Annotated in this window: 22 protein-coding genes; 15 read left to right on the top strand and 7 right to left on the bottom strand. The window is 35.7% G+C overall.

Annotated features, from left to right (window positions below):
- Window position 1: 1 nt before the first annotated feature.
- Together QWY88_RS10280 and QWY88_RS10275 are read right to left on the bottom strand one after the other, a co-directional pair.
- A complete protein-coding gene (locus QWY88_RS10280; RefSeq protein ID WP_304546303.1) occupies window positions 2-1,798 on the bottom strand; it encodes a biotin/lipoyl-containing protein in 1,797 nt (598 codons plus the stop codon).
- 8 nt (window positions 1,799-1,806) lie between these two features.
- A complete protein-coding gene (locus QWY88_RS10275) occupies window positions 1,807-2,040 on the bottom strand; it encodes an OadG family protein (protein WP_304546302.1) in 234 nt (77 codons plus the stop codon).
- 206 nt (window positions 2,041-2,246) lie between these two features.
- On the opposite strand from QWY88_RS10275, the gene QWY88_RS10270 reads away from it, so the two are divergent.
- Complete coding sequence (locus tag QWY88_RS10270) at window positions 2,247-2,537, top strand: hypothetical protein (RefSeq protein WP_304546301.1); 291 nt, start codon at window positions 2,247-2,249, stop codon at window positions 2,535-2,537.
- Between the two features lie 14 nt (window positions 2,538-2,551).
- On the opposite strand, the gene QWY88_RS10265 is transcribed toward QWY88_RS10270, so the two are convergent.
- From QWY88_RS10265 to htpG, 3 genes are all read right to left on the bottom strand, one after another.
- Window positions 2,552-3,172 carry a hypothetical protein gene (locus tag QWY88_RS10265; RefSeq protein WP_304546300.1) on the bottom strand — a complete coding sequence of 207 codons (621 nt, stop codon included), beginning with the start codon at window positions 3,170-3,172 and terminating at the stop codon, window positions 2,552-2,554.
- Between the two features lie 58 nt (window positions 3,173-3,230).
- On the bottom strand, window positions 3,231-3,740 hold the full coding sequence (locus QWY88_RS10260; protein ID WP_304546299.1) for a hypothetical protein: 510 nt from the start codon (window positions 3,738-3,740) through the stop codon (window positions 3,231-3,233).
- A 102-nt stretch (window positions 3,741-3,842) separates the two neighbouring features.
- On the bottom strand, window positions 3,843-5,735 hold the full coding sequence (htpG, locus tag QWY88_RS10255; protein WP_304546297.1) for a molecular chaperone HtpG: 1,893 nt from the start codon (window positions 5,733-5,735) through the stop codon (window positions 3,843-3,845).
- 141 nt (window positions 5,736-5,876) lie between these two features.
- Between htpG and QWY88_RS10250 the strand changes: the two genes are divergently transcribed.
- The 4 genes from QWY88_RS10250 to QWY88_RS10235 are packed head-to-tail and all read left to right on the top strand — an operon-like array spanning window position 5,877 to window position 10,443.
- Window positions 5,877-6,194: a hypothetical protein gene (locus QWY88_RS10250; RefSeq protein ID WP_304546296.1), complete on the top strand. Its 318-nt coding sequence runs from the start codon at window positions 5,877-5,879 to the stop codon at window positions 6,192-6,194.
- The gene (locus QWY88_RS10245) at window positions 6,191-7,075 is read left to right on the top strand and encodes a DUF808 domain-containing protein (RefSeq protein ID WP_304546295.1); all 885 of its coding nucleotides are present in this window, start codon (window positions 6,191-6,193) and stop codon (window positions 7,073-7,075) included. The genes QWY88_RS10250 and QWY88_RS10245 overlap by 4 nt, the downstream gene beginning before the upstream one ends.
- Window positions 7,076-7,085: 10 nt before the next feature.
- Window positions 7,086-9,041 carry a ribosomal protection-like ABC-F family protein gene (abc-f, locus tag QWY88_RS10240; protein ID WP_304546294.1) on the top strand — a complete coding sequence of 652 codons (1,956 nt, stop codon included), beginning with the start codon at window positions 7,086-7,088 and terminating at the stop codon, window positions 9,039-9,041.
- Window positions 9,028-10,443 (top strand): DASS family sodium-coupled anion symporter, encoded by a 1,416-nt coding sequence (locus QWY88_RS10235; protein WP_304546293.1) that lies wholly within the window; start codon window positions 9,028-9,030, stop codon window positions 10,441-10,443. The genes abc-f and QWY88_RS10235 overlap by 14 nt, the downstream gene beginning before the upstream one ends.
- A 22-nt stretch (window positions 10,444-10,465) precedes the next feature.
- On the opposite strand, the gene QWY88_RS10230 is transcribed toward QWY88_RS10235, so the two are convergent.
- On the bottom strand, window positions 10,466-11,815 hold the full coding sequence (locus tag QWY88_RS10230; protein ID WP_304546292.1) for a class II 3-deoxy-7-phosphoheptulonate synthase: 1,350 nt from the start codon (window positions 11,813-11,815) through the stop codon (window positions 10,466-10,468).
- Window positions 11,816-11,971: 156 nt separating this feature from the next.
- Between QWY88_RS10230 and QWY88_RS10225 the strand changes: the two genes are divergently transcribed.
- From QWY88_RS10225 to QWY88_RS10205, 5 genes are all read left to right on the top strand, one after another.
- A complete protein-coding gene (locus QWY88_RS10225) occupies window positions 11,972-12,889 on the top strand; it encodes a GGDEF domain-containing protein (protein ID WP_304546291.1) in 918 nt (305 codons plus the stop codon).
- Complete coding sequence (locus tag QWY88_RS10220) at window positions 12,890-13,540, top strand: CvpA family protein (RefSeq protein WP_304546290.1); 651 nt, start codon at window positions 12,890-12,892, stop codon at window positions 13,538-13,540. It begins immediately after the preceding gene.
- 2 nt (window positions 13,541-13,542) lie between these two features.
- Entirely contained in the window at window positions 13,543-14,022 is a 480-nt protein-coding gene (locus tag QWY88_RS10215; protein ID WP_304546289.1) for a Fur family transcriptional regulator, read from the top strand.
- Between the two features lie 24 nt (window positions 14,023-14,046).
- Window positions 14,047-15,573: a lysine--tRNA ligase gene (lysS, locus tag QWY88_RS10210; protein WP_304546288.1), complete on the top strand. Its 1,527-nt coding sequence runs from the start codon at window positions 14,047-14,049 to the stop codon at window positions 15,571-15,573.
- 312 nt (window positions 15,574-15,885) lie between these two features.
- On the top strand, window positions 15,886-16,314 hold the full coding sequence (locus QWY88_RS10205; protein ID WP_304546287.1) for a hypothetical protein: 429 nt from the start codon (window positions 15,886-15,888) through the stop codon (window positions 16,312-16,314).
- Window positions 16,315-16,421: 107 nt separating this feature from the next.
- Here QWY88_RS10205 and QWY88_RS10200 read toward each other — a convergent pair whose 3' ends face one another.
- Complete coding sequence (locus tag QWY88_RS10200; protein WP_304546286.1) at window positions 16,422-16,991, bottom strand: DUF302 domain-containing protein; 570 nt, start codon at window positions 16,989-16,991, stop codon at window positions 16,422-16,424.
- 151 nt (window positions 16,992-17,142) lie between these two features.
- Between QWY88_RS10200 and QWY88_RS10195 the strand changes: the two genes are divergently transcribed.
- The 5 genes from QWY88_RS10195 to QWY88_RS10175 all read left to right on the top strand — a co-directional run bounded on the left by QWY88_RS10195 (window position 17,143) and on the right by QWY88_RS10175 (window position 21,976).
- On the top strand, window positions 17,143-18,390 hold the full coding sequence (locus QWY88_RS10195) for a serine hydroxymethyltransferase (RefSeq protein WP_304546285.1): 1,248 nt from the start codon (window positions 17,143-17,145) through the stop codon (window positions 18,388-18,390).
- Between the two features lie 13 nt (window positions 18,391-18,403).
- The gene (locus tag QWY88_RS10190) at window positions 18,404-18,946 is read left to right on the top strand and encodes a DUF1882 domain-containing protein (RefSeq protein WP_304546284.1); all 543 of its coding nucleotides are present in this window, start codon (window positions 18,404-18,406) and stop codon (window positions 18,944-18,946) included.
- A gap of 122 nt (window positions 18,947-19,068) precedes the next feature.
- The gene (locus QWY88_RS10185) at window positions 19,069-19,758 is read left to right on the top strand and encodes an SPOR domain-containing protein (RefSeq protein WP_304546283.1); all 690 of its coding nucleotides are present in this window, start codon (window positions 19,069-19,071) and stop codon (window positions 19,756-19,758) included.
- A gap of 17 nt (window positions 19,759-19,775) precedes the next feature.
- Window positions 19,776-21,185: an anthranilate synthase component I family protein gene (locus QWY88_RS10180; RefSeq protein ID WP_304546282.1), complete on the top strand. Its 1,410-nt coding sequence runs from the start codon at window positions 19,776-19,778 to the stop codon at window positions 21,183-21,185.
- Window positions 21,185-21,976: a shikimate dehydrogenase gene (locus QWY88_RS10175; protein ID WP_304546281.1), complete on the top strand. Its 792-nt coding sequence runs from the start codon at window positions 21,185-21,187 to the stop codon at window positions 21,974-21,976. Before QWY88_RS10180 ends, QWY88_RS10175 begins: the two co-directional genes overlap by 1 nt.
- Window position 21,977 lies beyond the last annotated feature (1 nt).

The raw sequence follows: 21,977 nt of genomic DNA, 5'->3' as shown, positions 1-21,977 counted from the left end.
ATTATCCTAGCACTGCTACGACTTGACCTTCAACTACTTTATCATTTGTAGCAACATTGATTGATTTGATTACACCACCGCGAGGTGCTACTACATCAATCTCCATTTTCATAGATTCAAGGATCATAATTACATCACCCTCATTTACACTTTGACCCGGATTAGCAACGATTTTCCAAACATTACCAGGAAGAAGTGCTTTAATTGGATCACCTTCACCTGAAGTTGCTGCCGGAGCTGCTGCTGGAGCTACGCTTTCACCGTTAACTGCAGTTACTTGAATATCAGCATTCCCCTCTGCTACTTGTACACTAAATTTTTGACCATCTACAACTACTGTATAGTTTCCACTCATCTCTTTACTCCCCTCTTTACAATCTGCTTTCATTTGAGATATTTTTCTTACGTTTAATTCACCTTCACCTTTTAGGAAAGTGATACCTTTTTCTTGACATGCTGCTGCAATAAAAATATTTTCTTCAGTGATTTCAATATCCTCTTCTTTAAGAACATTAATCCAGTTCTCTAAAGATTTTGCAGGATCTGCATCAGCTAAGTCTAGTGCTTTTTCTGTAGTAGGCTCAAGTCCTAATTTCTCAGATGCAATTTTCACAATTTCAGGATCTGGCTCTACCGGAGTTTTACCGAAATAACCAAGTACCATTCTTCCGTATCCTGGAGCGATTGCTTTCCATGGACCTTGCATTACATTGTTTAATGCTTGTTGGAAGTAGAATTGAGATACAGGAGTTACAGATGTACCGTAACCACCTTTTTCAACAACCTCTTGCATTGCAGCAATAACTTCTGGAAATTTATCCATAATGTCATTATCACGCATCATTTGAGTGTTTGCAGTAAGTGCACCACCCGGCATTGGTGAGAATGGAATAATCGGTGAAACCATTGTAGCTTCAGGTGGTACGAAATAATCTTCTAAACACCCTTGTAACTCTTTCTCATACGTTAAAATCTTACCGATATCTAAACCACCAAGATCAAAATCCATACCTTTTGTAGCATGTAACATAGTTAACATATCAGGTTGACTTGTTCCACCACTTACCGGTGAAGCAGCTAAATCGATACCGTCAACACCAGCTTCTAATGCAGCCATATATGCAGCTACAGAAACACCGGCAGTTTCATGTGTATGTAAGCGAATATGTGTATCATCAGGAAGAAGTTTTCTTGCCATTTGAATAGTTTCAAAAACTTTTTGAGGATTTGAAGTACCAGATGCATCTTTAAAACAGATACTATCGTATGGGATACCGCTATCTAAAATATCACGAAGAGTTTTTTCATAGAACTCAACAGTATGAGCACCGTGACAACCTGGTGGTAAGTCCATCATAGTTACAACTGCTTCATGTTTTAGACCATGATGAGTGATTCTCTCAGCAGAATATTTTAAGTTCTCTACATCATTTAATGCATCAAAGTTACGAATAGTAGTCGCACCGTGTTTTTTAAACATCTTTGCATGTAGATCGATAAGGTCTTTAGAACCTGTATCTAACATTACCGTGTTTACACCGCGTGCTAACGTTTGTAAGTTTGCATCTGGACCAACGATTTTACGGAATTTATCCATCATTTCAAAAGCATCTTCTCTTAAATAGAAGTATAAAGATTGAAATCTAGCTCCCCCACCAAATTCGTAGTGCGTTATACCAGCTGTTTTTGCTGCTTCTACCGCTGGAAAAAAATCATCCATTAGAACACGACCACCAAATACTGATTGGAAACCGTCTCTAAAAGTTGTATCCATTATATCTATAAATTTTTTAGCCATTATAATCCTTACCCTTCTCTATGGTATTTTATAGCTGCTGTAATAGCCGCAATCACTTTTTTATTGCCCTGTTGCTTTGCTGTATCTGTAACATCAGCATTCGCTTGTGGTTCAGGGAAAAATTTATGTATCACTGAAGACATAAGATTCATAGCTATAATCATAATAACTAAGAACGCAAATACTGTCCCCATCCCTAAAAACATAAACTTGATCCCCTCTATTACAAGGTTAGTTTCCATAAAATTTTACCTTTATCCATAATTTGTCCGCTGTAGTATAGTAAAAAGATGTTTAAATAAAGTTTTTAATCCTTTATTAGTTTTAAAAATATCAATTGGATGTTACTTTTTCATTCAGTAAAAAAATCTAAAATTTTCATAAAGAACTTTTAGATACACTTTCATAAATATATAAACAAATAAATTTTTAATAGGATATAGTAAATATGATTGCAGGTATGTATGAACAAGATTTTATAGCATATATGATTTTTGGACTAATTTTAAACTTTTTATTTTCCATTCTTTTTGGACTCTATTTAAGTAAAAATATCGGTATGAAAGAGATGATTGAATCAAAAGGAGATAAAGAACAATCTATTTTTGTTAGCTTGAGCCTTTTTATCCCGTATGCAAAGATGCTTGTTACACTTTATCGTGTAGCAATTTTACAATTTTTCTTTTTAAATAAGGGACATACACACAAAGAGTTCTGGATCTACTTAACACACAAATAGACCAAAAAGAGAATTTAATAATAACGCTTCATACAACTCAGTACTTTTGGATCGGAGAAGGCTCCCCTTTTCCAAGTTTCGGCACTTTTTTGTGTTGATTCAAATCTTGCTTTAAAGACTTCACTTTGTAAGCTTTTTTTTGTTAAAGCGAGCCCCTCTTGCAATAAAATCTCCGAAAAGGTAAATTCCCCTTTTGCATAGACAATACAGCTTTTATCTACATACTCTACATGATAAAAAGATTTTCTTTTTAAATAACGACGATTTAGATGGTAAAGCTTGGGATTTTGAATGTAAAATTTTTGGAGTGTTTCTTTACACTCTTTATCTATTTTTTTAGAGTTTAAAACCTCATCAATAGTAACGACACCGTAAGGTCTGCATACAAAAGAGTAATACGGAGCAATCTGAAACTCCTGCAGAGAGTTATTTACAGCTCTTTTTAACATCATCATAGTAGGTTCTTTTGCATCAAGGGTAAATAATGGTATAATAAACAACCAAATTTTTAGGATATTTATGAGTGATTTTAAATTAAAATTGATTCTTAGCTTACTTAGCGGCATACTGTTTTCATTTATTTTCATCATACTTGCTTTTGCTCTTCCAACTAAAGATAACGAAGTAGTAATCATTAAAAAACCTGAAGGAAAGCTCGAGCAGATCTCACAAGCTCTACGAGACAGATAAATTTTATAAGCTACTTTTCACTTCCATAAGTCGAAGTGTATCGTACGCACGCTTTGGTTTTAACTTGATTGCACAATATTTTAAAGCTTCCAAACACGTTACAAGATAATCTAAATCATCTTTCTTCATTAATTCATCAAGCAATACTTGTGCGTCATGGATACGAAGGTTCCTTGCAACACCCAAATTTTTATGTGCCAGTTCTCTAAATAATGTGTAATCTAACTCTTGATGATGTGCCTTAGAGTCTTGGAGTTTTTTTAAATATTCTTCAAATTGTACAACAGATTTTGTCACTTGTTCTACATAGTCTTCTACCAGTTGTTCTACCAACTCTTTATCAAGACCTAGTTCTTCCACAGCAGTAGTAGGATCATATGCATAGTTCCCTATATCTAAATGTGAAAGTTCAAATACAAACAGTTCGTGACATAAGATCTCTGCTTGTTCTGAAAGTGTAATAGGATCGGTTTCGTGTATATTCGTAATATAATATTTAAGTTTCTCTAGCATTAGCAAAAAGATAACATATTTTTATATAAGTTACCTTTTTTGCTAGAAAATGTTATTTAATATCGTCAATAAGTGCTACAAAAACACTCATTTAACACTTTTTTATAATGCTTTTGTGATAATTCTGTTCAATCTTGTAACAAAATCTGCAGTATCTTTCAACTCTTGACCGTCAAACAGTTTTGCTTGATCAAGTAGTACATGTGCAGCATCTGCAATTAAATTTTGGTCAGCCGAGTCTTTTAGCTTTTTGATCAGATCGTGGTTAGGATTTACCTGTAAAATAGGAGCCGGTTCTGCAACATCACCGCCTTGTCCCATCTGTTTCATCATCTGTGCCATCATATATGCAGGATCTTCTTTGTCAGCTTTAATTGCAACAGCCGATTCAACAAGTTCAGGTGCTACCTCAACAGCTTTTACCTCTTCACCAAGAAGCTCTTTCATCTCAGTTGTAAAACCTTCAAACTCTTTAGAAAGCTCCTCTTTGGCTTTTTGTTCCTCTTCGCTCTCTTCAAGCTTCGCATCAGTAACGTTTACAAGTTTATACTCTTTATACTCAGTTACCATTGGGAAGATTATTGTATCTACCTCTTCATTTAGAACTAGTACATCGATATTTTTTGCTTTAAACTTCTCTAACACAGGAGATTTTTTTAGCATATCCAGTGAAGATTTTCCAGTGATGTAGTAGATCTCTTTTTTCTCTTCATCTACATTTTTTACAAACTCTTCGATTGATGTCTGCTCGTCTGAATTTAATGTATTGAATTTTAATAATTCTAAGATTTTCTCACGGTTTGCAAAGTCGTTATAAAGTCCCTCTTTAAGAACGTTTCCAAACTCTTTGTAGAATGTATCGTACTTTTCAGGAGATTTTTTCATCATTTTTGCTAGTTCAGAAAGTACTTTCTTTACTGAAGCATTTTTGATCTTTGCCATTACAGCATTGCTTTGTAAGATCTCACGAGAAACATTCAGCGGTAAATCTTTTGAATCAATTACACCGCGTAAAAATCTTAAATATGTCGGCATAAGCTCTTTTTCATCATCTGTAATAAATACACGGTTGATGTAAAGTTTAATACCCGATTGATAATCAACTCTGAAGATATCCATTGGTGCTTTGCTTGGGATATAAAATAAAGTTGTATACTCAATAGCACCTTCTGCTTTATTGTGCATCCAAGTTAACGGCTCTTCACTTGAGTGCGCGATTGTTTGATAGAAATCTTTATACTCTTCATCAGTAACGTCAGATTTTGCAATGCTCCAAAGTGCATTTGCTTTGTTGATCTGCTCATTGTTTACTTCAGTTTTTGCGCTCTCTGTTTCATTCCCTTCATCATCTGTTTTTGCAGGGATATGGTTCTCTTTATCCATAAAGATTGCAAACGGAATGTGGTTTGAGTATTTTTTAATTAAAGACTCAAGTCTAAAAGTTTCTGTAAACTCTGTTTCATCATCGTTTAGGAAAAGTTTGATCTCCGTTCCGTGTGAATCTTTTGATGCCTCTTCGATATCAAACTCGCCGTCACCGTTACTTGTCCATTTGAAAGCTTTATCTTCACCCGCTTTTTTTGTAGTAACCTCAACTTTTCCTGCTACCATAAACGCTGCGTAGAAACCTACACCGAACTGTCCGATAAGTTGAGAATCTTGTTTTTGGTCACCGCTTAAAGACTCTAAAAACGCTTTTGTACCCGATTTTGCGATCGTACCTAAGTTGTTCATTAGGTCCTCTTCGTTCATACCTATACCGCTGTCTATAATTGTTAATGTTTTTTCATCTTTGTTCGGTACTAGTTCTATACGAGGATTAAAATTTATAGTTTTGTATTTGTCATCAGTTAAATGGAGCATATTAAGTTTATCTAATGCATCTGAAGCATTAGAGATAAGCTCTCTTAAAAATATCTCTTTATTTGAATAGAGTGAATGTATCATTAAATGTAGTATTTGATTTGCTTCTGTTTGAAACTTATGTGTTGCCATTTATCTTCCTTTTTTATTAAGTTTGTAAAATTCTAGCAAAAATTTGTTAATGAATGCAAATACTATCAATAAACTTTAGTCAATTCAACTAAAGTTTATTTAGTCTACTGAAAAATTACTATTTTAGGCTATAATTCAGACATGGACATAAATTTTATAGATATGATGGAACCCACACCAAAACTGCTGACTAAAAGATGTAAAATAATTGCACTTGCAATTAGAATATTCTTACAATTTAGTATCTACCCTATTACACTTATTGTATGGTACTTAGAGGGATGGTTTATAGCCGTTTTAACACTTCTTTTAGGATTTATTGTTATCGGGATTATCCGATCAAAGCTACGAAATGATTCTATTCCTGTTAAACAAAGAGAGTACAACTACAATGATACGGGGATAGCAACATGGTACACTGCCAAGCAGTTCTGCTATCCGGAGGAGATCAAACAATGACAGGTGGTTTTTTTGCCGTTTTTGACGACATCGCAACTCTTTTAGACGACGCAGCTTCTATGACAAAAGTTGCTACAAAAAAAACCGCGGGAATTTTAGGGGATGATTTAGCCGTAAATGCCCAAAAAGCCTCCAACTTTGCAGCTTCACGTGAGATTCCTGTACTATGGGCGATCACAAAAGGCTCATTTATCAATAAACTCATTATCTTACCTCTTGCCTTTTTGCTTAGCTATTTTGCTTCGTGGGCAATTATTCCTATACTTATGCTCGGTGGTGCTTATCTTGCTTTCGAGGGAGCTGAAAAAATTTTAGAGTGGATCATGCCTCACAAACACCATAAGCATGAAGACCCGGATCTACAACTCACTGAAGATGAGATACTTTATATAGAAAAAGAGAAGATCAAGTCTGCAATAAAAACGGACTTTATCCTCTCAATTGAAATTGTAATCATGGCTCTTGGCATCGTTATAAATGAAACTTTTGCAACACAGCTGATCGCTGTAAGTATTGTAGCCTTTTTAGCGACGATCGGGGTGTATGGGATCGTTACCCTCATCGTTCGAATGGATGATATAGGTTTTCATCTAATTGCAACGGCAAAAGAGGAAAATAGACTTCGTAAAAGCATCGGTTTACTGCTCGTAACTTCCCTTCCAAAAGTGATCAAAGCTCTGACTGTGATCGGGACACTGGCAATGCTTTTAGTAGCTGGTGGAATTTACATGCACAATGTTCACCAGATCCATGAACTCTTACACAATCTTCCTTCAATTATAGGGGAGCTTCTTGTAGGAATGATCGTTGGCGCTGTTGTATTGGGCCTTGAAAAAGTGTTCTTACAGCTAAAAAAAGTTATAATTCCAACAAAAAAATAAGAACAATTTTATGGCATTAATAGACTTACAAAACATTTCAAAACACTACTCTGCACAAAAGATCCTTGTAGAGATCGATTTTCATGTTGATGAGGGCGAACGTATCGTTATCATAGGTAAAAACGGAAGCGGAAAATCAACGCTTATGAAGATCGTAAACGGCACGCTCGATGCTGATGAGGGAAAACGTATTGTCCAAAACGACATAGAAATCAAAATGCTCGATCAACGTCCCGTTTTTGAAGAGGGCCACAATGTTCGTGAAGCTGTTGAGGCTGGTTTAAAAGAGATCAATGCCGCAAAAGAGCGCTATAACGAACTTACAAATCTTTTGGCTGAAGATTTTGAAAACAAAACACTCTTACGTGAACACGAAAAACTTTCCAACTACATCGAACACCACTCCGCTTGGAACTTGGATGACAAGATCGAGCGCATTATCCAGCACTTCGATCTCAAACGTTACGAGGACAAACCAATTGCACTACTAAGCGGTGGGGAGCAAAGACGTGTTGCACTTGCTTCACTTCTTCTTCAAAAGCCTGATGTACTTCTACTTGATGAGCCTACCAACCACCTTGATGTCTATATGGTTGAGTTCTTAGAAGAGCTTTTACTTAAAGAGAAGTTTACACTTGTTTTTATCTCTCACGACCGTTACTTTATCGACAGAGTTGCAACAAAATCGATCGAGGTTGAAGATTGTGCATTACGCGAATACAAAGGCGGTTATAGTGATTACCTCACACAAAAAGAGCAATACCTGCAAAATCTTCAAAAACAACATGAAACTTTACTTTCACTACTCAAACGTGAAAATGAATGGTACTCACGCGGTGTAAGAGCAAGACTTAAACGTAATGAAGGGCGTAAAGAACGTTTAATGGAACTTCGTGAAGCTGCAAAAAACAATCCTAGCAAGATTAGAAAAATGTCTATGGAGCTACAACGCGAAGCAAAACACTTCAACCGTGACAAAAGCATAAACAAACAAAAAATGCTTTTTGAGATCGAAGATCTACATCTGAAACTAGGTGATAAAGAGTTACTTCACGATTTTTCTACAAGAATCCTCCAAAAAGATGTGATTGCAATTGTTGGTCCAAACGGCAGTGGAAAATCCACACTATTAAAAACACTTCTTGGACGTATCAAACCAACGTCTGGAAAGATTAAACAAGGGGAGTTTACAATCGGATATTTTGATCAACATCGCGAAATGCTCGATGATGATAAAAACCTTATTGAGACTTTCTGTCCAAATGGCGGGGATCGTGTAAGTGTGCAAGGAAAAGATCTCCATGTTTACGGATACCTTAAAAACTTTCTTTTCCCTCGTGAGTTTTTAGATAAAAAGATAGGAGTGCTGAGTGGTGGAGAGAAAAACCGTGTAGCATTAGCCCTCCTCTTTACAAAAAAAGTAGATATCTTGATCCTCGATGAGCCTACAAATGATCTCGATATTCCAACGATTAATATCTTGGAAGAGCAGCTTACAAACTTTCCTGGTGCTGTTATACTGGTAAGTCACGATAGATATTTTGTTGATAAGATCGCGAAAAAACTCTTCATTTTCAAAAAAGATCAAACGATTGAAGAGTCTTATCAGGATTACAGTGAATACTTAGAACTTGAAAAAGAGTTGCATGAGCTTGACGAGATGGAAAAAGAGGCCTCAATTGTAGAGGAAAAACCTAAAGAAATCGTACAAGAGAAAACAAAACCTGTCAAACTCACATACAAAGAGAAAATCGCCCTGGAAAAACTCCCGCACGAAATTGAAGAGCTTGAAAACACTATTGAAGAGAAAAACAACTGTTTGGCTGATCCTGCTTGCTATGAGAAGATCGGTATCTCTGTCTTAGCAAAAGAGCTTGAAGAGATCGAAGCTGTGTATGAGCAAAAAGTGGAAGAGCTTTTAACTATAGAGGAAAAACTAGAGGCGATTGAAAATGGGACATCATAAAAAAAGAAATCTAATACTTCATTTAAAACAACTTGCCATCTTTGCATTTGGCATTTTGTTATGGTTTACTCCGGCCCCCGATGGACTTACAATCCAGGCATGGCATCTTTTTGCGATATTTATCTCCGTAATTTTTGCAGTTATTATCGAAGCTTTCCCTATCTTTACCGCATCTATCATAGGGGTAAGTTTTACCATCCTCACCTCTACCCTCTCTCCAAAAGAAGCATACAGCGGATTTTCCCAAAGTTTTATCCTTTTAATTATCGTCGCTTTTTTAATAGCCAGAGGTGTCATAAAATCAGGGCTTGGAAAAAGGATAGCATTTTTAATTATCAAAAAATTTGGCAAATCCTCTTTAGGTTTAGGCTATTCTATGATCGCAGCTGATATGTTCATTGCTCCTGCTTTTCCAAGTAATACTGCACGTAGCGGTGTCTTGTTTCCGATCGTAAATGCTCTTGCAGCCGACAGCGGTTCCAAAGTAGCTGACGGTACACGAAAAAAACTGGGTGCATACCTGATGATGACCTCAATGGCCGGAATTACAATCTCTTCGGCAATGTGGCTTACGGCAATGGCAGCCAATCCTGCCGGGGTAAAGATGGCAGAGGAGTTTGGTGTGCATATCAGCTACGGCTCATGGGCATTAGCTGCATCACTCCCTACCCTTCTTGCATTCATTGCGATTCCATGGGTACTGTTTAAAATATTTCCCCCTGAGATAAAAGAGACACCCGATGCACCGCAAATTGCTGAGAGAGAGCTTGAACATATGGGGCCTGTACACAAAAACGAATATATCATGGGCTTTACCTTTATTTCCATGGTAACGCTATGGGTACTCTCTCCGATATTTGGATTTGATAAAACTGCCATTGCCTTTTTGGGACTTGCAGCTATCATGATAACAAATATCTTTACTTTGGAAGATTTGGCACAAGAGGGACGAGCACTGGGAACTCTTGTGTGGTTTGCCATTTTATACTCTATGAGTTCGGAGTTAAACCATTTAGGATTTATGTCTTGGCTGGGAGCTCATATATCTGACTTTGTAATCGGTTTTTCCTGGCAGTTAATCTACATCATACTTGTGCTTTCATATGTAGCTATCCACTACTTTTTCGTATCTCAAACTGCACAGATGCTGGCACTTTTTTCGGTCTTTTTAGGTGTAGGTATTGAAACAGGTGTACCTGCGGAATTGCTAGCGCTAATGCTTCTTTTTGCAACAAACTTCAATGCGATGATCACGCCGCAAGGCTCATCTGCAAATGTTATCTATCTCGGTTCTGGATATATTGAATCTAAAGAGGTTTATAAATACGGGGGAGTAATTACACTGTTAAACAGTTTTATCTATCTAACTTTCGGAACTGTTTGGATACTTGCTATTTTATAAGATAAAAGCAGAGAGTTTCTCTCTACTTTTGTGCTTCTTTTAAAGAGTCTGCAATTAAAAATGCAAGCTCTAAAGATTGGTCAGCGTTTAGACGCGGATCACAATGTGTGTGGTAACGAGAACTTAAATCCTCTTCTGTTACAGTAAAGCTTCCACCGATACACTCAGTTACGTTTTTACCTGTCATCTCTAAGTGAACTCCACCGGCGTGAGTCCCTTCAGCTTTATGTACTTGGAAGAACTGTTTCATCTCAGTTAAGATATCGTCTACCGGACGAGTTTTATAGTTGTTTGAAGATTTGATTGTATTTCCATGCATCGGATCACATGACCAAACTACATTTAAACCTTCTTTCTCAACTGCACGGATAAGTGCCGGTAAACCTTCAGCTACCTTGTTTGCACCCATACGAACAATGATATTTAAACGGCCCGCTTCATTTTCAGGATTTACCGCATTTGCAAGACGTACTAAATCTTCAGGATCCATAGACGGTCCCGCTTTAATACCGATAGGGTTATGGATACCTTTCATATATTCAACATGAGCACCGTCAAGCTGGCGAGTTCTATCACCGATCCAAACCATATGTGCAGCAACATTGTACCAGTCACCGGTAATTGAATCTTTTCTAGTAAATGCTTCTTCATACGGAAGTAATAACGCTTCATGTGAAGTATAAAAATCTGTCTCACGTAATGTTCTATAAGTTTTTGAAGTGATTCCGCATGCTTCCATAAACTTCAACGACTGCTGAATATCATCTGCAAGTTTTTCATATTTTTGTGTTACATCATCTTGATGAGCAAAATCTAAAGTCCATTTATGAACTTGGTGTAGATCTGCTAAACCACCAGAAGCAAAAGCACGAAGCAAGTTTTGCGTAGCAGCAGACTGATTATATGCTTTGATCATACGTTCTGGATCAGGTACACGGGCATTTGTAGTAAAATCAACAGAGTTGATGATATCACCACGGTATGAATCTAGTGTTACACCATCTATAGTTTCAGTGTCGCTTGATCTCGGTTTTGCAAACTGACCGCCAAGTCTTCCAACTTTAACAACAGGAAGTCCACCGGCATATGTCATCACTACAGCCATTTGCATTAAAGCTTTAAAAGTGTCACGAATGTTGTCTGCATGAAACTCACTGAAACTCTCAGCACAATCACCACCCTGTAATAAAAATGCTTTTCCGTTTGCAACATTTGCAAGTTGTTCTTTAAGTGAACGAACCTCTCCAGCAAAAACTAAAGGCGGATAGTTTTTTAACTCAGTTAAAACATCATTTAACTTCCCTTGATCAGGATAAGTTGGTTGTTGTAAAATTGGTTTTTCTCTCCAGCTAGATGGGGTCCATATACTCATAGTTATAACCTTAAATGTATTATTTTTCGCAATTCTATCTAATAATAGTTAAAATCAATATGAGTTCAATCTTTTTTTAGCTATCTTTTATATAAAAGTTTTATTTATGGTTAATTTTTGTATAATCACCCTTATAAAATTGATGGAGTTCCTGAATTGAAAAAAGATGATTTAAAGTCCCTTGTGACACAGCTTTGTAATGATCTTATCGACAATATTGATGCACAAGAGCATCCTACAAAAGATCAAGTTGCTGAATATCTTCAAGATTCAGCACTCACTATCCAATCGATCCATGAAGATGACATGGATACTGTCGAGCATGCAAAAGAAGCATTTACAAATGCATATAAAATTATTGCCGAACAGGGAATATCATCATACCAGGAAACAAGCGACAAGTTTTTAGATCTAACAGAACAACATCAAGCAAATCTAGAAGAGTATAAAAAAAGTTCATTAGTAGACATCCAGACAATCACTGAAAAGTTTGACGAGATACATAAACATATGACACACGAAATAGAAAAAGCAAATGGTGTCATAAACAGTTTACAGGACAAAATCAAAGATCTTGAAGAGAACTCACAACTTGATCCTCTTACAAAGGTTTTTAACAGACGTGCATTAAACTCTTATGTTAATCAAGTCTGTGAAAAGGGAGAGATAAAGCACGAGATGCACTTCCTTATTCTTGATATAGACGACTTCAAAAACATCAATGATACTTACGGTCATGTTGCAGGTGACAAAGTACTTATTTTCCTTGCAAATCTTCTGAAGAAAACTTTACGTGACGGAGATAAAATCTTCAGATACGGTGGGGAAGAGTTTGTTATTATTTTAAATAGAATTGATCATGACAGTTGTCTAAACATCTCGGAAAGAGTTTTAAAACTTGTAAGTTCAAACAAACTCATCTATAAAGGGACTACCCTTCAAGTTACAGTAAGTATTGGAACTACACAATACCATAACGGCGATACTATGGAAGATCTTATCGAAAGAGCAGATAAAGCTTTATACAGATCAAAAAGTAATGGTAAAAATCAAATGAACGTGGAAAAGAAGTAAATGGAATTAAATTATTTTGATATTGTTGCGGGAGTTATAATACTTCTACTAGGTTTAAAAGGGATTATTAACGGTTTTTTCAAAGAGGTATTTGGACTTATCGGGATCATCGGCGGTATCTTTATCGCATCTAGAATTGGTGATGATGTAGGTGAATATTTAAGTGATATGATCTTTAAGTTTTCAAATCCGTCAGCTATCAGCTTTACAGGTTTTTTAGTCTCTTTAGCTCTGTTTTGGGTATTGATGATCCTAACGGGAATGATATTTCACAAACTAAGCAAGTTAAGCGGCCTAGGCGCTTTAGATAAAATATTAGGTTTTGTTTTCGGTGCAAGTAAGTTTTTCTTAATCGGTGCTGTTATCGCATTTGCTATTAGCAATATCAAATCTTTAAAACCGACTTTAGATTCTGTGATGAGCAACAGTATCTTATACCCTGTTTTTGTTTCTACAGGTAGTTTTATCATGAAAATCGATCCAGTTGAAGAGGTTGCACAAGTTCAAGAGAATATTGATGCAGTTACACAAACTGTAGAAGAGACTGCACAAGAGATGATTCAAGATTCTATAGAAAAAAATATTAGTGAAATCAATGCAACTATTGAAACTAATTTAACACAAGAAACAAATCTAACAAAAGAGAATTAGTCATGTCAGAAATAACAACTAACTTTAATGATAGAACAATTGAATACAATCAACTTCTTGATGATTTTAAATCTTTAATTAAAAAGAACAATCTTAAGTTCACAATTCAACGTGAAGTAATTTTAGAAACTTTATATAACTCAGATGAGCACCTTACACCTGAAGAGTTACATAGAATCATACAAGAGAAATATCCGGAACTAAAAACGGGAATTGCAACGGTTTATCGTACACTATCTCTTTTGGAAGACTCTAACATTGTAACTTCTCTCTCTTTCGGGGCTCAAGGGAAAAAATATGAACTCGGGGCAAAAGATCATCACGATCACCTTATTTGTACTGTTTGTGGAAATATCACTGAATTTGTAGATGAAGAGATAGAGAAACGTCAGCATAAGATAACAGATGAACTTGGTTTTAAAATGCTTGATCATTCTATGCAAATCTATGGCATATGTAAATCGTGCCAAGAAAAAAAATAAATTTAACTAATAAAGGAATAATTTTTGATTTTTGATAATAAATTCATACAACAAAGAATCCAAAAAGCGAAAGTTTTAAAAGAATCTGGTTTCAATCCATATTCTAATGATTCAAAAAGAAATACAACAATTAATAAATATGTTAATGTAAACCAAGATATTTTTGATAAAGAGGAGAAGCGTGATGAAAAACGCCACTACATCGTAAGTGGTCGTATCAAACTTCTTCGTATCATGGGTAAAGCAAGTTTTGCCAAAATTGAAGATGAGAGCGGTATGCTTCAAGTGTATATTGCCAGAGACAATCTTCCTGAAGGTTTCTACAATGAAACTTTTAAGAAAAACATTGAAGTTGGTGATATTATCGAAGTTGGAGGTTATCCGTTTGTTACAGGTAAAGGGGAACTTTCTTTACATGTAGATGAACTTAAACTTTTAACAAAAGCAATCTCTCCGCTACCTGAAAAATTCCACGGAATTACAGATAAAGAGATCAGATACAGAAAAAGATATCTTGACCTTATTATGAACTCTGAAGTAAGACGTACGTTCCAGATCCGTTCACAAGTGATCTCTCTTACAAGAAGATTCTTTGAAGACAAAGGGTTCTTAGAAGTTGAAACACCTATGATGCATCCTATTGCGGGTGGAGCAAATGCAAAACCGTTTGTTACACACCATAATGCACTTGGAATTGACAGATACTTAAGAATTGCACCTGAGCTTTACCTAAAAAGACTAATCGTTGGTGGATTTGAAGCGGTATTTGAGATCAATAGAAACTTTAGAAATGAAGGTATGGATGCTACACACAATCCTGAATTTACTTCTATCGAGTTCTACTGGGCATACAAAACCTACAAAGATTTAATTGCGATCACTAAAGAGTATTTTCACTACCTTTTTGATCACCTAAACCTTCCAACTATTTTACCGTACGGTGATATGGAAGTTAACTTTGATAACTTTACGGAAATTCCACTTATTAAATCTCTTTCAGAGATCGGTGGTGTTCCTGAAGAGATCGTATACGACAAAGATAAAATCGTAGAGTTTTTAAAATCTAAAAACATCGATGTAAATGAAGCTATGAATCTTGGACAACTTCAAGGGGAACTTTTTGACGAGTTTGTTGAAGAGAAACTGATCGATCCGACATTTATTACAGAGTATCCGGTAGAGATCTCTCCACTTGCAAGAAGAAGTGATGAGAACCCTGCTATCACTGAAAGATTTGAGCTTTTCATTGCAGGTCGTGAAATTGCAAATGCATTCAGCGAGTTAAATGACCCAGTTGATCAGCTAGAGCGTTTTGAAGGACAAATGGCTGCAAAAGACAGCGGTGATGATGAAGCTCATGAAATGGATAGCGATTTCGTTGAAGCACTCAGCTACGGAATGGCACCGACTGCAGGACAAGGTATTGGTATTGACAGACTTGTAATGCTTCTTACAAATGAACATAGTATTCGTGATGTATTACTGTTCCCGGCTATGAAACCTCTACACAATGAAACTTCTCACGAAGAAAGTGAAGAAGAAGAAAAATAGTTTACAAGGAGTTACCTACTCCTTGCCCCCTCCCCTAAAAATTAAATGACAAAATGTACATTTAACACTTTTTTCTGCCAATCAAACGACAAAATGATCAAATAACGGCAAATATATTTTTAAATGAACATTGATATTTGAAAAATTTTAGTTCTTTTCCAAATCAATTAAACAAAGTATTGTATTTTGCAATAATTTTATAATTGAAATTAACATTTTTGGTGTTCATTTATTTATCTCATATCAAGCTGATCTATATATAATGTTCGTTGAAAGATGTTCGTTGAAAGATGTTCGATTAGGGGGATTAAATTGATAAAAGCATATATAGTTGCTAGATGGAGTGTTTATATTTTTATCATAGCACCAATCTTATTGTTTATAACAATGTCAATACTTCGAAATAGTTTTGGTATATCTGAAGACAATTGGTATTTTGCACTAATTATAATATATATTTTAATAATAAGGTATCTTCTTAAAGAAAAATATTCTAATATAGATATTGAAATTTTAAACGCATCTAAAAATTTTGAAAGTGGAATAGGTATGATATATACTGGTCATTTTATATTATTTCTACTATTTATTATTACCAAGTGGCAACCAGTTTTATCTTTTTTTGCTTTACCTGTATTATTATTTGTATTATTTTCTTATTATAGTGGTCTTTCAATGACCTATAAAGAAATTGAAAAATATAAGCAAACCATGCTAAAAAAAGATAATAAAACAGAGTAGCAAATAAATTACCTAGCGGAAAGTCATTTGCTATCTTCAATCGTTATCTCAGATGCTATGCATCTAAATCTTAGAAGTCCAAAAATTTCTGAAGAAAGATAATTTCCTTAGAAATCACCTTTTGCAGCACGTTCTGGAACTTTTTCCATAGCTTCTTTTACTTTAAGAGCAGCTTCTAGCATCTCTTTTGGAAGTGGTTTACCACCATGAATTGCCAATGTCATATCCATACTAATTAAATTTGCATCACCGTTTCCGTATTGAATATACATAATTCTACATGGCATAAAACCACCATACCATTGTGAATAATTTAAGAATACTTTTGCAGTAGTTAGATTACATAAAGAGAAAATTCTTGCTTCTTTAACTTCATCTGGTCCAGCATCTTCTTTTGTATACATTTTTACATAACCAGTAAGTCTCATATTGTATTCTTCAGTAAGTGCTTCAATTGATTCTTTTACTTCATCACCACTGATACCTTCTTCAACTTTCCACGTTTTCATCATAGCACGTGCAGGATCACCATTAGTTAAAATATTATCAAACATAGCCATAAAAGCCGGCATCGCTTTTGAATCCAACGCACTAACTTTTGAACCGAAACTAGCGTAAAGACCGATTACAGCTACAATTACAACAGCACCTATAAATGCAAGTAGATTTTTAATCATTCTACAATCCTTTGTTTATTTTGGGGTAGGATCGTATCACATTTTAACCTTTATAAAAATTAATCTCCAATTCTCTTCTTCACATTCAGAACTCTATTATGATATTTTTAGTATAATCTTGCCAATTTTATGAAATGAGGAATTTTAGAGTATGAGCTTTTTAAAAGAGTTTGATGAAGAAGTATACAACTTATGTGAGCAAGAGCTTGAAAGACAAACTGATCACTTAGAGATGATCGCATCTGAAAACTTTACACTTCCGGCTGTAATGGAAGCTATGGGAAGCGTTTTTACAAACAAATACGCTGAAGGATATCCGGCAAAAAGATATTACGGCGGATGTGAATATGCTGATGGTGTTGAGCAATTAGCAATCGATAGAGCTTGTAAACTTTTCGGTTGTAACTATGCAAACGTACAACCACATGCAGGAAGCCAGGCAAACGGTGCAGTATATGCAGCACTTTTAAAAGCTGGTGATAAAATTCTTGGTATGGATTTAAGCCACGGTGGACACTTAACTCACGGTTCAAAACCAAGCTTTTCTGGGAAAAACTACCAATCTTTCACTTACGGTGTAGAGCTTGACGGTAGAATCAACTACGACAGAGTTATGGATATCGCTAAGATCACTCAGCCTAAGATCATCGTATGTGGTGCATCTGCTTATGCTCGTGAAATCGACTTCAAAAAATTCCGTGAAATTGCTGATGAAGTTGGTGCTATTTTATTTGCTGATATCGCTCATATCGCTGGTTTAGTAGCTGCAGGTGAGCACCCTAGCCCATTCCCATATGCTGACGTTGTAACTACAACTACGCACAAAACTCTTGCAGGACCACGTGGTGGTATGATCATGACAAATGATGAAGAGATCGCTAAAAAAGTTAACTCTGCAATCTTCCCGGGTCTTCAAGGTGGACCGCTTGTTCATGTAATCGCTGCTAAAGCTGTTGGATTTAAACACAACCTTTCTGATGAATGGAAAGAGTATGCTAAGCAAGTGAAAAAGAATGCTTCTGTTTTAGCTGATGTTCTTATCAAACGTGGATACGATGTAGTAAGTGGAGGAACAGATAACCACTTAGTACTAGTAAGTTTCTTAAACAAAGACTTCAGTGGAAAAGATGCTGATGCAGCTCTTGGTAATGCTGGTATTACAGTAAACAAAAACACTGTTCCTGGTGAGACAAGAAGTCCGTTCGTTACTTCAGGTATTCGTGTAGGTTCACCTGCACTTACATCTCGCGGTATGAAAGAAAAAGAGTTTGAACTTATTGCAAACAAAATGGCTGATATTTTAGATGATATTAACAATACTGAACTTCAAGCACAAGTAAAAGCAGAGTTAAAAGAACTAGCACAAAACTTTGTAATATATAACCAGTCAACGTACTAATCGGGTATATATTATGACCGCAATGGATCTCAAGCTTATAAAAATGGTAACAGACCACTACTGGATCAAAAGAGATACGGTAGTGGACAAAATCAACTTTAAAGGTCGTACTTTTTACAACAAGTTTGAAAGAGTAGATGAGATGCTGTCTCAATCAGTGATCAACAAACACCTAAAAGGTGAAATTACAGTTGCACATTCACTTGTGAATAAACACAATAAAGTGGAAAACATAGTAATTGATTACAACGGCAGAGATCCGGAGCGCTTTTACCACAAAACACAACTTCTTCTTCGTGAAGAAGGCTTCATAAACTTCACTGCATACAAAACAAAAACAGAGGGTCATCTTCATGTTTATATCCACAAGGGGCATACTACTCTACAAGAGGCTATCCAACTTGGGAAAATGTTAAGTATGAAGTTAGCTGCTAAACAACCAAAACAATGGCGTATGTTTCCAAACAATGATATGCCGGATGAATACAACATTTTAACTCTACCATATGAAGTATACGCAAAAGAGCGTGGAGCTTCTTGGTCAAAGCACATGTAACTTCTTTAGAAAAGCCAACTAGCTTTCTTTAGAAAACATATGTAATACATCTGTCATACAGTTGTTTATTTATCCTATTTTTGGTATTATAAATCAATCAAATAACTACTGAGGTAAAAATTATGAATGAAAACAATGAACTAAGTGATATCGTTTTAAATAAGAGCTCATCTTCAGGTTCTAGTAAAAAAATGGTGTTGGCTATTGCAACATTAGGTATTATACTTATTGCTGTTGTTACAATTATGAAATCATGCGGTTCAGATAACATTAATGGTACGCCTCAAACTGTTATTCCACCAAAACCACAACAAAACATTGTTGAAGAAGAGATCCAGAGTGCTAATGCTCCTGAACAAACAACCAGAAATGATGAACCACTTTTTGAAGAGGTTGAAGTTATTGAAGATGATAGTGTAGATGATGCTGATTTAGATAAAATTGCACAAAAGTTAAAAGAGGAATCACAAGAAGAAAATGTTGTGCAGCCTCAAGTGAAACCAACTGTACAAACACAACCGGTAAAAACAGTAGTAAAACCTGCTCCAAAACCTGTAACACAAAAAGTTACTAATACAGCAGCATACTATATTCAAGTTGGTTCATTTACAAAATATGAACCGAATCAGAAATTTTTACAATCTATTACAAAACTCGGTTACCAGTATATGTACCATAAAGTAAGAGTTAACAATAAAACTTTAAACAAAGTACTTGTTGGACCTTTTACAACAGAACAAGAAGCTAGAGATGCAAGACGTGTACTACGTTCAAAAGTTGAACCGGGTGCATTTTTAGTGAAGTTAAAATAATTTTTACAGGCTCAAAATTGATACATAATAAACAGTTTACGTTAGACCAGCTAGCACCCATAGCGGTCTATTCAAAAATAAAAGAATTTTTTGAGGGTGAGATTACATATTTATTTGAAAGTGCCAGTCAAAGCGAAGGTAATTACAGCTTTATATGTATAGGTGCAAGAGAAAGATTACAGTATATTAATGATCAAACAGTTTATACTGATCAAAACGGCACTAAACATACAAAAGATGAGAACCCTTTTACATTTTTAAAAAACTATTATGCAAAGATAGACTCTTCAATCTATAAAGAGATAGCAAGAGAACTTAATATCGGTTATGTAGACGGTTTTATCGGTTACATCGGTTACGATATGGTAAAAGTGTTTGAACCTGTTCTCAAGCCTTATATGGATAATCTTGAAGATGAGCTAGATACTCCCGATCTTGACCTGATTCTGCCGAAAATGGTACTTGTCTATTCACATAAAAACAACAAGATAACACTTGTTTCTACTTTAGAAGATTATGCAAAGCAGTTTGATGATCTTGAAAACCATCTCAAATCAACTTACGTATATAAACACCGTGTACACAATATCGGTGATGACAAGGGAAGTTTTGCCCATACTAAAGAGAAGTTCTTTGATATGATCGCGAAATCAAAAGAGATGATTAAATCGGGTGATGTTTTTCAGATCCTTATGACAAACCGCTTTACAAGAAACATCAAAGTTGATCCATTTAGTTTTTACCGAATTTTACGTGCAAAAAATCCATCTCCATATATGTTTTTAATGGAGTACGAAGATTTTAGTATCGTGGGTTCTTCACCTGAAGTTATGGTAAGACTTGATGAGGGTGAATTATTGCTCCGCCCTATTGCAGGTACTAGAAAACGCGGTAAAACAAAAGAGCGCGACAAGGAACTTGAAGAGGAGCTCTTAGCTGATCCAAAAGAGTTAGCTGAACACCTTATGCTTATCGATTTAGGTCGTAACGATGTTGGACGTGTAGCAAAGACAGGAAGCGTAAAAGTTGAGAATATGATGCATATTGAACGTTATTCTCACGTTATGCATATCGTATCTGATGTTGTAGCCGAACTTCAAGAAGATAAAGATATGTTTGACCTTTTTATGGCAACATTCACGGCAGGGACAATGACGGGAGCACCAAAAATTCGTGCAATGGAGCTTATTGCCGAGTATGAGGGACTTAAACGCGGTTTTTACAGTGGAAGTATAGGTTACTTCGGGTTTGACGGGAATATGGATAGTGCCATTACAATTAGAACTGCCCTTGTAAAACCTGAAAAAGTGGTACTACAAGCTGGTGCAGGTGTTGTTGCCGACAGTATCGATGAGTTAGAGTATCTTGAAGTAAAAAACAAACTCGGAGCACTTATCCACTCTTTAGAGGACTTAGATAAAAACTGATGCAACTTTTTTCTATATTCGGCAATCCGGTTTCCCACTCACGAAGCCCTTTAATGCACAACACTGTTTTTAAAAACATGGGCTACGAAGGGTGCTATACTCGCACTCACTTATTAGACGGTGAAAAACTCAAAGAAACTTTTTTCGATCTCAAACTAAGCGGTGCAAATGTAACTGTTCCGCATAAAGAGGCAGCCTATGCAGCGTGTGATGAAGTAAGAGGCTTTGCACAAAAAGTAGGTGTTGTAAATACTTTGATCAATGAAAACGGTAAGCTGATCGGTTATAATACCGATGCAGACGGTTTTATGTTTAGCATTGAAGAGTTTAAAAACATCAAAAAAGTACTTATTATCGGTGCAGGCGGTACTGCAAAAGCACTTAGTATGAAGTTTCTCGAAGAAGGTTTAGATGTTAGTGTTCTAAACCGTTCTGCAGGACGTCTTGAGTTTTTCAGCTCTATTGGATGTAAAGTCTTTACATGGGATGACTTTAAAGTCTCAGAGTTTGATCTTGTAGTCAATACAACCAGTGCGGGTTTATCTGATAATAATCTTCCGGCTCCAAAAGAGATGATCGAAGATATCCTTAGCCATACACGTTATGCAGCTGATGCTATCTACGGAAAACTAACACCTTTTTTACAACTCTCACAAGAGAAGAAAATCCCTTTTAAAGACGGTGTAGATATGCTTTTAGGACAAGGGGTACTTGCTAATGAGTTATTTACAAACTTTGCCCTGAAAAAAGAGGATATCAAAGAGCAGATGCAAAAAAGCTTTCTCTATTAAA

The sequence above is a fragment of the Sulfurimonas sp. hsl 1-7 genome (genome assembly GCF_030577135.1).
Taxonomy (GTDB): Bacteria; Campylobacterota; Campylobacteria; order Campylobacterales; family Sulfurimonadaceae; genus Sulfurimonas; species Sulfurimonas microaerophilus.
The sequence above is the reverse complement of the archived record's forward strand: the minus strand, read 5'-3'. Positions and strand labels throughout refer to the sequence as shown.

Bases quoted from the DNA above. Each gene is read 5' to 3' on its own strand.
- QWY88_RS10280 (WP_304546303.1), bottom strand. From the start codon at position 1,798: ATGGCTAAAAAATTTATAGATATAATGGATACAACTTTTAGAGACGGT.
- QWY88_RS10275 (WP_304546302.1), bottom strand. From the start codon at position 2,040: ATGGAAACTAACCTTGTAATAGAGGGGATCAAGTTTATGTTTTTAGGG.
- QWY88_RS10270 (WP_304546301.1), top strand. From the start codon at position 2,247: ATGATTGCAGGTATGTATGAACAAGATTTTATAGCATATATGATTTTT.
- QWY88_RS10265 (WP_304546300.1), bottom strand. From the start codon at position 3,172: ATGATTACTACTTCGTTATCTTTAGTTGGAAGAGCAAAAGCAAGTATG.
- QWY88_RS10260 (WP_304546299.1), bottom strand. From the start codon at position 3,740: ATGCTAGAGAAACTTAAATATTATATTACGAATATACACGAAACCGAT.
- htpG (WP_304546297.1), bottom strand. From the start codon at position 5,735: ATGGCAACACATAAGTTTCAAACAGAAGCAAATCAAATACTACATTTA.
- QWY88_RS10250 (WP_304546296.1), top strand. From the start codon at position 5,877: ATGGACATAAATTTTATAGATATGATGGAACCCACACCAAAACTGCTG.
- QWY88_RS10245 (WP_304546295.1), top strand. From the start codon at position 6,191: ATGACAGGTGGTTTTTTTGCCGTTTTTGACGACATCGCAACTCTTTTA.
- abc-f (WP_304546294.1), top strand. From the start codon at position 7,086: ATGGCATTAATAGACTTACAAAACATTTCAAAACACTACTCTGCACAA.
- QWY88_RS10235 (WP_304546293.1), top strand. From the start codon at position 9,028: ATGGGACATCATAAAAAAAGAAATCTAATACTTCATTTAAAACAACTT.
- QWY88_RS10230 (WP_304546292.1), bottom strand. From the start codon at position 11,815: ATGAGTATATGGACCCCATCTAGCTGGAGAGAAAAACCAATTTTACAA.
- QWY88_RS10220 (WP_304546290.1), top strand. From the start codon at position 12,890: ATGGAATTAAATTATTTTGATATTGTTGCGGGAGTTATAATACTTCTA.
- QWY88_RS10215 (WP_304546289.1), top strand. From the start codon at position 13,543: ATGTCAGAAATAACAACTAACTTTAATGATAGAACAATTGAATACAAT.
- QWY88_RS10200 (WP_304546286.1), bottom strand. From the start codon at position 16,991: ATGATTAAAAATCTACTTGCATTTATAGGTGCTGTTGTAATTGTAGCT.
- QWY88_RS10195 (WP_304546285.1), top strand. From the start codon at position 17,143: ATGAGCTTTTTAAAAGAGTTTGATGAAGAAGTATACAACTTATGTGAG.
- QWY88_RS10190 (WP_304546284.1), top strand. From the start codon at position 18,404: ATGACCGCAATGGATCTCAAGCTTATAAAAATGGTAACAGACCACTAC.
- QWY88_RS10185 (WP_304546283.1), top strand. From the start codon at position 19,069: ATGAATGAAAACAATGAACTAAGTGATATCGTTTTAAATAAGAGCTCA.
- QWY88_RS10175 (WP_304546281.1), top strand. From the start codon at position 21,185: ATGCAACTTTTTTCTATATTCGGCAATCCGGTTTCCCACTCACGAAGC.